Here is a 12,659-nt window from a genome sequence, read left to right on the forward strand (position 1 = left end):
CAGCTCCAAGGCACTGCGAGAAAGTGTCAACCGGCAATCTAGACAAGGTTGTTGATGTTGGCGAGGGTCCTGACGGATCAGTTGTGAACGGCTTCGAAGAGCTGTCCCCGGCTGCGCTCGTCGCCCCATACGGATCGTGTGTTCACGTACGGCCGCAGCAGTGCCGTGAGCGTCGCGTCCCCGCGTCCGTTCAGCTCGTGGGAGGCGATGCTGCGGGCGATTCCGGCGAGGAAGTCGGCCAGCTGCACCCGGGTGTCGTCCCGTGCGACGACGAGGCGCAGCCCGGCGATCCGGGTGGTGCCCTTGAGCCACTCGATGCGCTCCTCCGTCAGCATGTTCTGCCGGTCGTGCACCAGCACGACGGTCCGCCCGTCCGCATGCCAGGAGGCGGCCGTCCGCACGATCGCGGGCAGCAGCGGATTCAGTACGGGGATCAGGGCGGGGGTGCTGAGCAGCCGGGCCCGGTGGTCGGCGGCGCGGGAGCGGGCGCCGCCGAGCCGCTGCAGTACGTCCGCCGCGGCGGGGTCGTGGAGTTCCGGTGCCTGCCGGGCCAGGGCGTCCACCGCGCGGAAGAACGCGTCGACGGGTGCCCCAGGAGCGCCGGCGGTGTCGCCGCGTACCCGGAGCAGGGCGTTGGTGGCCGCCAGGAACTCCTTCCACCGCTCGGCCCCGAAGGCGTCGGCGCCCGCACGGCAGAGGGGAACGGCACCTGCCGGGTCGCCGAGGAGCAGGTCGAGGACCCGCTCCACCATGAAGAAGGTCTTCTCCGTGAGATGGACGTGCGCGTGCCCGTGCAGCGGCCCCGAGGGGGCGAGCAGCCACTCCAGGACCGCCCGGTGCTTCTCCCGCAGCAGATGGTTCGCCTTGTACTCCTCGGCGGGGGACCGGATCCGGTCACGGATCTCCTGGACGGCCGCCGTTGCCGACTCCATGGGGACATCCACGCCGGCGTGCGCGAAGACGTCGGTGTTCCCGCCGGTGAGGTTCTCGCCGTCCGACCCCGACTCGTCACAGGCGATCTCGACTTCCGTGTACTGCCGGCTCACACGGCGCCCCTCGTCCCGTGGCCTTCGGCCAGCATCCCCCACCGGGTCCGCGAGGTCATCCGGTTATCGGGGTGACGTGGGTCGTGTGACGTCCGTGAAAACTCCGAACCATGTCTTGACATGCAGCTGAAACCGTTCGTAGCCTCCAGCGACAATTTAGATTCGTGAAAGACGTTCACGGTTATGAACGGAGAACTTCCATGGGCGATCGCCGACGAAGTCGCCGCCTGGCCGCCGTGCTGGTCGTCACGGGGCTCGCATGCGCAACGGCCGCCTGCGGAGCCGGTTCCGACAGCGCCGGGGGCGACCCGAACACGCTGGAGGTGTGGACCCGGAGCAACCCGGACTCCGCCGCCACCTACGAGCGGGTGTTCGACGCCTTCACCAAGAAGACCGGGATCAAGATCGACTACCAGCCGGTCGTCAACTTCGACCAACAGCTGCAGAGCCGTGCGTCCACCAAGGACCTGCCGGACGTCATGATCAACGACACGGCGCTGATGGGCAGTTACCAGAGCCAGGGACTGCTGAAGGCCATCGACCCCGACGCGATCGAGGGCCACGACCAGATCGCCGCCAAGTCGTGGTCGTCGACCGTGGGCATCGACGGCAAGCACTACGGCATCCCCTACTCCCGTCAGGCCATGACCCTGATGATCCGCAAGGACTGGCTGCGGAAGCTCGGCCTCCAGGCGCCCACCACCTGGCAGGAGATGCTGAGTGTCGCCAAGGCCTTCGCCACCCGCGACCCGGACGGTGACGGCAAGGCCGACACCTACGGCATGGTCGTGCCCGGCAGCGCCCAGAACGGTTACGTCGCCTGGTGGGGCGCCGGCTTCCTCTGGCAGGGCGGCACGAACATCGTGGAGCCGGACGGCAAGGGCACCTACAAGCCGGACATGGACTCGCCCGCGGCGGTGAACACCGTGACCTGGATGAAGGACAACCTCTTCTGCGGTGACAACGCTGTCACGCAGCCCGGGGCCCTGACCGCCGTCACCTCCACCGCCACCAACTTCCAGGACGGCAACGCCGGGATGTACATGACCGGCCCGTACAACATCGTCACCTTCGACCAAGCCCTCGGCAAGGACGCGTACGAGGTCGTCCCGGCCCCCGCGGGTCCGGCCGGCGGCGACGCACTGGCCGAGGGCGAGAACATCTACTTCGGCGCGAAGACCGGGAAGGCGAAGCAGGAACAGGCGCTCGCCGCGTTCCTCGTCTCTGCCGAGGGCCAGAAGCTCGCCATGACCGGCGGGAACCAGCCCGTCGTCCGCATCCCCGTGAACTCCACGCTGGACGCGGCCACCGTCCACGACGACGCCCGCTGGAGCGTGGTGCAGAAGGCGTACGAGGACGCCTCGCGGCAGTTCCCGAACGCGCCGGACTTCGCCCCGATCAAGCAGGACACCGCCGACAGCCTCAACGCGATCTTCACGTACTGCGAGGGTGACGTCCGTTCCCAGCTGAAGGAGCTCAACGAGACCCTCGCCGGCGACCTCAAGGACCAGGACCTGTTGAAATGACCGCTACCGTGACCACCCCCGCGGCGCGCGGCGGCCGGCGCCTCACCAAGAAGTCCGTGGTGCCGTGGCTGTTCCTCGCCCCCGGCCTGCTGCTCGCCCTCGTCTTCAAGTTCTGGCCGATGGCCAAGGGTGTCTGGCTCAGCTTCTTCGACGTCCGGCCCTTCCTCGGCGACCAGTGGATCGGCCTCGACAACTACACCCGGGTCCTGACCGACCACCGATTCCAGGAGGCCATCGGACACACCCTCGTCCTCGGCATCGGCCAGTCGCTCGGCGCGATCCTCCTCGGCTTCGTCCTCGCCCTGCTCCTGGAGGGCCAGGCCCGATCGCTGAAGTTCGTGCGGACCGCGGTCTTCCTGCCCGCCGTCACCGCCACCGCGGTCGTCGGCGAGCTGTGGCGGCTGATGTACTACCCGACCTCCGACGGCCTGATCAACAGCGGCCTGAACCTCTTCGGGCTCGGCCCCGTCCAGTTCCTCGACAACCCGGACCTCGCGCTGTGGTCGACGATGGCCATGGGCATCTGGATCTGGGCCCCCTACAACATGGTCATCATCATGGCCGGCCTCGCGGGCGTGGACCGCTCGCTGTACGAGGCCGCCGCGATGGACGGCGTCTCCCTCCGGCAGCGGCTGCGGTACGTCACCCTGCCGGCGATCCGTCCCGCCCTCAGCATCGTCCTCACTCTCGCCGCGATCCGCGGACTGCGCGTGTTCACCGAGGTCTACGTCCTCACCGGCGGCGGCCCGGCCGGGTCCACCGAGGTCTGGATGACCCGCGCCTACACCCTCGGGTTCACCCGCAACGACATCGGCGGCGCGTCCGCGGCCTCCGTCGTGCTGCTCTGCGTGACGCTGCTGCTCACCGTCACGGTCAACAACTTCCGCAAGAGGGGAGACGTGCGATGAGCGCCCCCGCCATCGACCCCGTCCGGACAACGGCCCCGAAGCCGGCGACGAGGCGGTCCGGCAAGGCCCGGCGGACCACGCCGGCCCGCTTCGACACCGCCCTCGGCTGGAACGACAGGCCGGGCGCCGCCTGGGCCCTGCGACTCCTGCTCTGCGCGATCGCCCTGGCCGTCTTCGCCGCCCCCTTCCTCGCGATCCTCTCGGGCGCCTTCACCAGGAACGCGAGCGGCTCCTCCCTTTCCTTCCTGCCGCACGACAGCACCCTGCTGAACTTCTCGGTGGCCGGCGAGCGCGGCATCTGGGACTACTTCTCCAACTCGCTCGTCATAGCGGGCGGTGGACTGCTGCTCCAGCTCGTGGTCTGCACGCTCGCCGCGTACGCGCTGGCCCGGCACCGCTTCCGCGGCCAGGCCTTCGTCCTGACCCTGTTCATGCTGACGATGATGCTTCCCGAGGAGGTCATCGCGATCCCGCTGTCGCTGGTCCTCGGCGACGTCCCGGTGGTCCACCTCGACCTCAAGGGCACCGTCTGGGGCGTCATCCTGCCGCTGGGTGCCTGGGGCTTCTCGGTGATGATGCTGACCGAGTTCATGAAGGACATCCCCGACGAGATCGAGGAGGCCGCCCGCCTCGACGGCGTCGGCGAACTGCGCATGCTGTGGCAGATCGTGCTGCCACTGTGCAAGCCGGCGCTCGGAGTGGCCGGTGTCCTCGGCTTCATCATGATCTGGGACCAGTACCTGCTGCCGCTCATCGCCGCCAAGGACCCCACCGACTACACGGTGACCGTCGCCCTGTCCGTCCTGCGCACCGACCCCGAGGTCGGCTCCGGGGTGGTACTGGCGGGCGCTGTCATCGCCCTGCTGCCCAGCCTGATCGTCTATCTGCTCCTTCAGCGCTCGCTGGTCACCGGCATCGCCGCCGGTGCCACCAAGGGCTGACACCAACCCCCCACGTTTGAGGGAGACATGAAGTTCCAAGGAGTGCTCTTCTTTCCGGTCACGCCCTTCGGGGCGGACGGCTCGCTGGACGGGGAACGCCTCGCACAGCACATCGAGGCCGGGGTCACCGCCGGAGCCGGCGGGGTGTTCGTCGCGTGCGGCACCGGCGAGTTCCACGCGCTGACACCCGCCGAGATCGGGGACGCGACCAGGATCGCGGTCACCACGACGGCCGGTCGCGTCCCCGTCCTGGCCGCCGCGGGCGGTCCGGTGCCCGTCGCCGTCGACCAGGCCGCCCGTGTCCGGGAGGCCGGCGCCGACGGCATCCTGCTGCTGCCGCCGTACCTGGTGACCGCACCGCAGCAGGGGCTCGTGCGGTACGCGCGTGAGGTGACGTCGGCCGCCGGACTGCCGGTGATCTTCTACCAGCGCGGCACCGCACGCCTCACCGAGGCAACGGCCGCCGAGATCGCCGCCCTGCCCGGGGTCGTCGGCCTCAAGGACGGCATCGGCGACCTCGAACGCATGCACCGCATCGTGCGCACCGTACGGGCGCGGCCCGGCGGCGAGGACTTCGCCTTCTTCAACGGGCTGCCGACCGCCGAGATGACGGCCGCCGCCTACCGGGGCATCGGCGTCGGCCTGTACTCGTCCGCCGTGTTCGCCTTCGCCCCGGAGATCGCCACCGCGTTCCACCGGGCGCTGGGGGAGGGCGACGAGGCCCTGGTCACGAAGCTCCTAGACGAGTTCTACTGCCCGCTCGTCGAACTCCGCGACGAGGTACCGGGATACGCGGTGTCGCTGGTCAAGGCCGGCGTCACCCTCCGGGGCCTGGACGTCGGCGGCGTCCGGGCACCCCTGCTCGACCCGACGCCGGAGCACGTGGCCCGGCTGGCGAAACTCATCGACAACGGTCTGGAGGCGGTCCGCGCATGACCGGCAGCAAGAGCCGCGGCATGAACGACGACAGGAGTACGAACGTGACTGGCACCGGAGTCGGCACCCGGATCCGCGAACTCGTCGTCACCCCCATCGCGTTCGGCGACCCGCCGCTGCTCAACGCCGACGGGGTGCACCAGCCGCTCGCCCTGCGCTGCATCCTCCAACTCGTCCTGGAGGACGGCACGGTGGGCCTCGGCGAGTCACCCGGAGGCAGCGTCCGCCTCACCCGGCTCCAGGAGGCCGCGAAGGTCGTCGTCGGCATGGACGTCTTCGACACGACAGCCGTCGCCGCCGCGATCGATGCCGTCCTGTCGCCGACGGTGCCCCGGTCCCACGACCGCGGCTGGGCCACCTCGGCCATCGAGGTGGCCTGTCTCGACGCCCAGGGAAAGCTGCTCGGCCGCCCGGTCAGCGACCTGCTCGGCGGCAGGGTCCGGGACGCTGTGCCGTTCGCCGCGTACCTCTTCTACAAGTGGGCCGAACACCCCGCCCTCGACGGCCGTGAGGCCATCGGCGACGCATGGGGCGAGGCCCTCGACCCGGCCGGGGTCGTCGAACAGGCCCGCCTGATGCAACAGCGGTACGGGTTCACCTCGTTCAAGCTCAAGGGCGGTGTCTTCCCGCCCGACGAGGAGATCGCCGCGATGAACGCCCTCGCTGAGGCGTTCCCCGGGCAGGCCCTGCGCCTGGACCCCAACACCGCCTGGACGGTGGAGACCTCGAAGCAGGTCGCCCGTGAACTCGACGGCGTCATCGAGTACTTGGAGGACCCGACCGCCACCATCCCCGGTATGGCCGAGGTCGCGAAGGACGCGCCGATGCCTCTCGCCACCAACATGTGCGTGATCGCCTGGGAACATCTGCGCCCCGCCGTCGAACAGAACGCGATCCAGGTCCTCCTCACCGACCACCACTACTGGGGCGGACTGCGCCGGACCCGGGAACTCGCCGCCGTCTGCGAGGCGTTCGGCATCGAGCTGTCCATGCACTCCAACTCGCACCTGGGTATCAGTCTCGCCGCGATGGCCCACGTCGGCGCCGCCATTCCCCACCTCGCGCACTCCTGCGACACGCACTACCCGTGGAACTCGGCCGACGACGTCATCGTCCCCGGCGTCATCGAGGTCCGCGACGGCGCGGTGAAGGTGCCGACCGGCCCCGGCCTGGGCGTCGCCCTCGACCCCGACGCCCTCGACCGGGCCCACCGCCGCTACCTCGACTCCGGGATCCGGGACCGTGACGACACCGGCTACATGCGGCGGATCCGCCCGGAGTTCGAGCGGCGGCTTCCGCGCTGGTGAGGACGGGCAAGGAGGGAGGGGGCCGGGCGTCGGGCAAAGTCCCGGCGCCTAGACTCCGGCCCATGGACGACACCAGCACCCTCGACCGGCTCGGCGCGGGCAAGTACCTGCTGATCACCAGCTACCGCAGAAACGGCACGCCCGTCGCCACTCCGGTCTGGGTGGTGCGGGACGGTGACGCGCTCGGTGCCTGGTCGGCGGCGGACGCCTGGAAGGTGAAGCGGATCCGCAACCGGGCCGACGTCCTCGTCGGCCCCTGCGACGTCCGCGGCAACCCGACCGGTGAATCGGTACCCGGCACCGCCGAGATCCTCGACCAGCCCGCCACCGACGTCTACCGGCAGCTCCTCGCCCGCAAGTACGGAGTGCTGGGCCGTCTCACCCTGTTCGGCAGCCGCCTGCGGCGTGGGAAGACGGGCACGGTCGGGATCCGGATCACTCTCGGAAAAAGCTGAAGGTGGGACCGCGCCCGGCAGAGGCAGCGGTCCCACCTTCGGACACGCACTCCTACGACGCGTCCAGCAGCGTCCCCAGGAACTCGGGCCCAGGCACCGGCTCGCCCGTCTCCTCGTCGAAGTCGGCCACCCGCAGCCGCACCGACTCCTCCGGCTCCGCCACCGTGTCCGTGACTGTCCGCACGCTCAGGTCCCCGGTCAACTGGCCCGGTGGAATGGAGACATACAGATAGATCCCCTCCACCTGTGACAACGGCCGTTCCGGCAGCGGCGACTCACCGGATACGTCCTCCAGCCACGCCGGGTCGACGTCCGTGGTGGACAGTTCGGCTCCGCCGGTCACCGGCAGCACCTCCAGAACCGAGTACAGCTCGGTGCCGGAGGGCGCCGACAGTGTCGCGCGCCAGGTCAGCCGCTGCCCCTCGGTGACCCGGTCCGCGACGGGGGTGACGGTGACCGTGGGCCGGGGGTCGTCGTTCTCGACGGTCACCCCACCGCTGTACGAGCCGACGACCGCACCGCGCACCGCCTTCACGAACACGCTGCGCCAGACGTCGTAGTCGTACAGCGTGTCCCCCTTCACCGCCACCGCCACGTCGATGCTCTGCTCGCCCGGGCGCACCGTGACCAGTCGGCTGGTCATCGTGTCCGTCCCGGGATTCTGGACGTAGAGCCGGACCGTGCCGCCACCCTGCCCGGCGATCCGGACCGGCACGCGGTAGGTACGGGTTCCAAAGTCGCCCTCCTTGACGGTCAGCCGTCCGAGGTCGACGCGCGGCAGCGTGGCCGGGCGCACCACGGGGGTGCCGGGGCGCCAGCCCCAGGTGTCGATCAGCCAGGCCTGCCCCGCACGGCTGCGCGGAGTCAGCTCCACGCTGCGCACCTTGCGCAGGTCGAGCCCGGCCCGGGCGGCGGCGGACAGCGGTACGCGGACCTCCCGCGCCCAGTACGAGGCCGTCCGCGCGCTTCCGGGCAACCCGTCCACGCGGACCCGGCCGAGCGTGGCGCGCTTGCCGGCGCTGTCCGTGACGGACACGTCCAGCTGGGTTCCGGATGTGTTGGGCGGCACGATGACGCGCAGGGCGAGGGCCTTGGCGCCGCCGAGGGACACCGGTCGCCCGGGGTTCACCCGCACCGCGGTACCGGGCTGCGACCACTTGACGGCGACCGCCCGGCGACCCACCTCCCGCTCCGTGACCCAGCCCGCGAAGTGCGGGGACTGGCCGGCGTCAGCGGCCAGACACCTGACCGAAGGACGGTCGTCCACGGCCGAGCACAGACGTCCACCGGCGCCCTGCACGGTCACCGCACCGTCCGGCAGGATGCCGGCCGAACGGTTCCCGCCCACCGCGTGCGCGAGGACCCGCGCCGGGTCGGCGGACGGCGCCCGCTTGCCGGAGCCGTCGAGCAGCGGACGTACCCGGTCGTCGCCCGCGACGAACAGCCGGGCCGCCGCCGCGACGTAGGAGGCGCCCGCCTTGTGCTGCTGGTCGGCGGTCAGCCGGGTCCTGGTGCCCACGTCGCACACCGGGTCCCGGTCCTCCGGGTCCGACCAGAAGTCGTCGTCCGCCGGTGCCTGCGCCTGGCCCGGCGTCCACTCGGTGTTGAAGTAGTTGTGGTTGGCGCCGACCATGTAGACCGCGCTGTGCAGCGCGGCGCCGCGGCTGATCCCGCGGGTGCCGTCGACCGCCAACTCGCCCTGGAGATCGGACACATCGCCGTCGCAGCCGGGCAGAATCGTCAGCGACGGCACATCGGCGACCGGGTTCTGTCCGAAGATCGTCGGGCCGATGAGGACGGTGCCCCGGATGTTCCAGCGCACCGGGCCGCCATACCCGTCCTGGTCGGCCGGCGGCCGGTACAGGCTGTCCATCGCGGCGCGGTTGACGCCCTCGCCGCCCCGTGAGTGGCCGACCAGCAGCACCCGTGAGAGGTCTGCCGTCGGCGCGGTACGGACGATCGCCGGCGCGGAGGGGCGGTTCGCCGCCCAGCCGGCCCAGCGGGCGAGATGCTGCCGGACGAGGGAGGAGCGGGCCTGGGCCCCGGCGTCCTCGATCACGCCGTCCTGGGCGTTGATGCCGTTGGCGGAGATCGACACCGTCACATAGCCCTGGGACGCCAGGAGTTTCTGGTCGCGCAGATAGCCCCGGTAGCTCGGGATCTGCTTCTCGCCGGCCGGGCAGGGCCACTCGCCGCTGACGTTGTCGCTGCCGGGCTTGTAGCAGGTGGAGTGGCGTCCGTGCAGGAACAGCGCCAGCGGCCTGCGGCCGGTGGCCCCGGTCGGGGCGACCACCACGGCCTTCATCTCCACCGGCACGGGCATCCCGGGAAGTTTCACCGAGTCGAGTGTGTACTCGCCCGAGACCGTACGGAACGAGCCCGGCTTGCCGGGGTCGACGGGATTGGCCGGCGCCGGGGCGGGCGGAGCGACCGGCGCGCGGTGCCCGTCCGGGACCGCCGCGAGCCCCGCAGCGTCCAACCGGCGTCCACCGGCGTGTACTTGGAGATCCTCGAACGCCTTGGCACCCTTGAGGCCGCCCGCCTTCAGGGCCTCTTCCAGCGGAAGGCGGAACGTCCGGCCGTCCTTCGCCGCCAGGGGCCGGCCGAGCAGCCGGTCACCCGCGTAGAACTCGACACGCGCGTCACCCATCGGTACCGGTCTGCCGGAGCGCCAGACGAGCTGCCGCTGCGCTCCGTCACCGGTGAACGTCCAGCCCGGGGGCAGTTGTTCGGCCGCGACCTGCGACCGGGCCGGCTGCTGTGCCTGCGCCCATCCCGGCGATCCCCCCACCACCGCGATCACCGCCGCAGCGGTGACCCATATTCGCCGCGCACGTAGCAACGGTCTCCTCCTCCTGGCCTTGCTCAGGAGCCCCGGATCCCCGACGGCCCCTCTCGCCCCGAAGGACGGGATCAAGGACCTGTGGGTTGCCTGTGGAGGAGAATCAACGGGGGTGCGCAACGGGGCGGTCGGGGAAGCGGGGACCGCGTGTCGCGTCCATACGCGGGGAGTTGACGGTGTGTCAGATCCAGGCGCGGTACGGCTCGTCGAGCAGCTGGAACACCGGCTCGCCGCGCACCGGGTCCTTCGCCGTCGACAGCCGGACCCGGTCCCCGCTGTGAATGCCGGCGGCCGGGCCCATCACCCGGCCGCGGACGACGAAGCCCTCGGCCATCTCGACCAGCGACACATTGCGCGCACCCGGCGTGTTCCGGTTGACCACCGTGGCGTGCCGGACCGTGCCCGTGCCCGCGCTGCGCTCCGTGCGCAGGTCGCTGCCCGCGCAGACGGGGCAGAGCAACCGGTGGTACATGGCGCTGGCGCACCAGCCGCAGCGCTGGAAGACAAGGGTGTTCGTGTCGGCGGGGGCGTCGAGCAGGCCCGTGGCGGAACCGACGGTCATAGGACGCGTGGCGCCTAGTGAGTGGTACACGGTGTCATCTCCCTGCGCTCGGCCTGAATCCGAAGTGCGCGGTTCGCCGTGCCACCGTGCACGGCCTCAGGCTATGGCACTCAGTGTCATGCGTAAAGGTACTGCGTACCCTCAATTCTGAGGGCGGGTGGTGAGCGCGGACTCGATCTCCTGGACGACCCGCCACATCGGCACCCCGCGCCGCGAGACCACGATCACCACGTCCTCGGACGCGGACTCGGACTCTGACCCGGGTCCGGGGCCGGGGCCGGGTTCGTCCCGGTCCAGGGGCGTGGGCGGGGTGCCGAACGTGGCCTTCACCAGGTCCAGGGCGTGGTCCACCGCAGTGGTCGCGTCGCCCTGTCCGTCCGAACGCAGCCAGGAGCGCAGGGCGTTGTTGTGGGCCGCGACGACCGCCGCCGCGATCACGTCGGCCTGGAGTGTCCCGTCGGGCCGGTCGGCGAACCGCCCGCGCAGATACGCGGCCAGGGCGCGCTGGTACCGCCAGACCACCGACAGTTCGGACGCCCGCAGCCCGGGGACCTTCTTGGTGAGGCGGTAGCGCTGGACGGAGAAGGCCGGGTTCTCGGCGTACATGAGCAGGACCATACGGGCGGCGTCGCACACCCTTCCGACCGGATCCGCGTCCTCGGCGCTTGCGGCGAGATGTGCCGTCATGTCGGCGAGGCACCGCTCGTGGTCGGGGAAGACCACGTCCTCCTTGGCGGGGAAGTAGCGGAAGAACGACCGGCGCCCCACCCCGGCCAAAGCCACGATGTCGTCCACGGTGGTCTGCTCGTAGCCCCGTTCCAGGAAAAGCTGGAAGGCCGCCGCGACCAGGGCGTCCCGCATGGGCGGTTTGGTCATGGTCGGGAAACTAGCATCAGACCGGGTTCGATGGCACTCAGTGCGCTACCGCTGGGGAACTGAGTGCACTCCGGGTCCTGTGGACGGCTCACACGAGAGTGACCTCCACCGGCAGCTCCTTGATCCCGTTGACGAGGTTCGCGCGTGCCCGGGGAACAGCAAGGCGCGGGTGGTGCCTTGACGCGGGCGAGCTGCTCGGGTCCTGGAGGAGGGCCGCCGTCGGGCCCGGGCACTGTTCCTGTCCCCGCGGACCGTGCACAGCCACATCGAGCATCCGCTCGCAAGACCGGCGCCGCCTCCCGCGCCGAGGCCACCGCTCTCGCGGTCCGCGACGGCTGCTGCGCCCGACCCCGGACCACCTCGACCACTTCGTCGAGCGGGGCAAGCCGGGCGGGAGCGGCGACGGACGCCGGGCTACCCACAACCTCCCCCCGCCGCACTGAACTTGGCGGCCCCTGACCACGTATCACTCCACGGAGCCGAACGGCATCGTCGTACGCGGCTCGTGTGGAGTCCGTAGGCAGGGAAGGGGAGCAGAGTGTCGACACCGCCCGCACCGGGCCGGCCGGAAGGCCGCCGACCCCTGGAACCGACGCGCGTGGTGCGCCGTCGCCGCACCGAGGCACTGGCGCAGCTCATGCGGGAGCACGAGGAGGCGATGGCCGGGATCCCGGAGGGCTACGAGTCCGTGCCCCTGCCCCGGCCCGCCCCCCGGCCAGCGCCCCGACCCGCGCGCGGGGCCGAGGACGCGACGGAGGAGTTGCCCCCCGTGTCCCGCCGTCGGCGTGTCGAACGGGCGGAACCCGCCGGCCGGGGCTTCGGGTTCGGCCCGAACCTGCGCAGGGCCGCCGTCGTGGTCGCCGTCGGCGCGGCGGCCCTGGTCGGCTTCGGGTCGGCCCTGCTGCTCCCGGACAGGGCCGAGGGTGAGGAGGCCCGGCCGGCCCCCTCGGTCACCTCGACCACCGCCCCCGCCCAGTCGGCGCCCGCTGCGGCCGACCCGGACGGCCCGGGCACCCTTCGTGAGGGGAGCAGCGGCCCCGAGGTGACCGAGCTGCAGGAACGTCTGCTGCGCATCCCGGACGTCTACACCGAAGGCGCCACGAGCGGCAGTTACGACACCGCCCTCACCGAGGCCGTGGCCCGCTTCCAGCTCTGGTACGGCATCCGAGGCGACGAGACGGGTGTCTACGGCGACGACACGCGCAAGGACCTGGAGTCCCGTACGGCGTCCTGAATGCCCGTGCGGCAGCCGAGCGGGCC

The 12,659-nt window shown here is 71.0% G+C and carries 11 protein-coding genes; 7 read left to right on the forward strand and 4 right to left on the reverse strand.

The features are described from left to right. Positions 1-77: 77 nt before the first annotated feature. Complete coding sequence (locus IEY89_RS30475) at positions 78-1,046, reverse strand: hypothetical protein (protein WP_189150747.1); 969 nt, start codon at positions 1,044-1,046, stop codon at positions 78-80. A gap of 200 nt (positions 1,047-1,246) precedes the next feature. Here IEY89_RS30475 and IEY89_RS30480 point away from each other — a divergent pair, with 200 nt between their 5' ends. The 6 genes from IEY89_RS30480 (at position 1,247) to IEY89_RS30505 (ending at position 7,119) form a co-directional block, all read left to right on the forward strand. Beyond that, positions 1,247-2,572, forward strand: a complete 1,326-nt coding sequence (locus IEY89_RS30480; protein ID WP_189150748.1) for a sugar ABC transporter substrate-binding protein — start codon at positions 1,247-1,249, stop codon at positions 2,570-2,572. After that, entirely contained in the window at positions 2,569-3,480 is a 912-nt protein-coding gene (locus IEY89_RS30485) for a carbohydrate ABC transporter permease (protein ID WP_189150749.1), read from the forward strand. The genes IEY89_RS30480 and IEY89_RS30485 overlap by 4 nt, the downstream gene beginning before the upstream one ends. Continuing rightward, a complete protein-coding gene (locus IEY89_RS30490) occupies positions 3,477-4,421 on the forward strand; it encodes a carbohydrate ABC transporter permease (protein ID WP_189150750.1) in 945 nt (314 codons plus the stop codon). Before IEY89_RS30485 ends, IEY89_RS30490 begins: the two co-directional genes overlap by 4 nt. Positions 4,422-4,448: 27 nt before the next feature. Beyond that, a complete protein-coding gene (locus IEY89_RS30495; protein WP_189150751.1) occupies positions 4,449-5,357 on the forward strand; it encodes a 5-dehydro-4-deoxyglucarate dehydratase in 909 nt (302 codons plus the stop codon). A gap of 20 nt (positions 5,358-5,377) precedes the next feature. Then, positions 5,378-6,664, forward strand: a complete 1,287-nt coding sequence (locus IEY89_RS30500) for a glucarate dehydratase family protein (protein ID WP_189150812.1) — start codon at positions 5,378-5,380, stop codon at positions 6,662-6,664. A 62-nt stretch (positions 6,665-6,726) separates the two neighbouring features. After that, positions 6,727-7,119 (forward strand): PPOX class F420-dependent oxidoreductase, encoded by a 393-nt coding sequence (locus tag IEY89_RS30505; protein ID WP_189150752.1) that lies wholly within the window; start codon positions 6,727-6,729, stop codon positions 7,117-7,119. Between the two features lie 52 nt (positions 7,120-7,171). Here IEY89_RS30505 and IEY89_RS30510 read toward each other — a convergent pair whose 3' ends face one another. The 3 genes from IEY89_RS30510 to IEY89_RS30520 form a co-directional block, all read right to left on the reverse strand. After that, complete coding sequence (locus IEY89_RS30510; RefSeq protein WP_189150753.1) at positions 7,172-9,961, reverse strand: alpha/beta hydrolase; 2,790 nt, start codon at positions 9,959-9,961, stop codon at positions 7,172-7,174. 181 nt (positions 9,962-10,142) lie between these two features. Next, positions 10,143-10,523, reverse strand: coding sequence for a Zn-ribbon domain-containing OB-fold protein (locus IEY89_RS30515; RefSeq protein WP_189150813.1), 381 nt, complete (start codon positions 10,521-10,523; stop codon positions 10,143-10,145). Between the two features lie 141 nt (positions 10,524-10,664). Beyond that, positions 10,665-11,384, reverse strand: coding sequence for a TetR family transcriptional regulator (locus IEY89_RS30520; protein ID WP_189150814.1), 720 nt, complete (start codon positions 11,382-11,384; stop codon positions 10,665-10,667). Positions 11,385-11,937: 553 nt separating this feature from the next. Between IEY89_RS30520 and IEY89_RS30525 the strand changes: the two genes are divergently transcribed. Then, positions 11,938-12,633, forward strand: coding sequence for a peptidoglycan-binding domain-containing protein (locus IEY89_RS30525; protein WP_189150754.1), 696 nt, complete (start codon positions 11,938-11,940; stop codon positions 12,631-12,633). Positions 12,634-12,659 lie beyond the last annotated feature (26 nt).

This window comes from Streptomyces lacrimifluminis (assembly GCF_014646095.1).
Lineage (GTDB): Bacteria > Actinomycetota > Actinomycetes > Streptomycetales > Streptomycetaceae > Streptomyces > Streptomyces lacrimifluminis.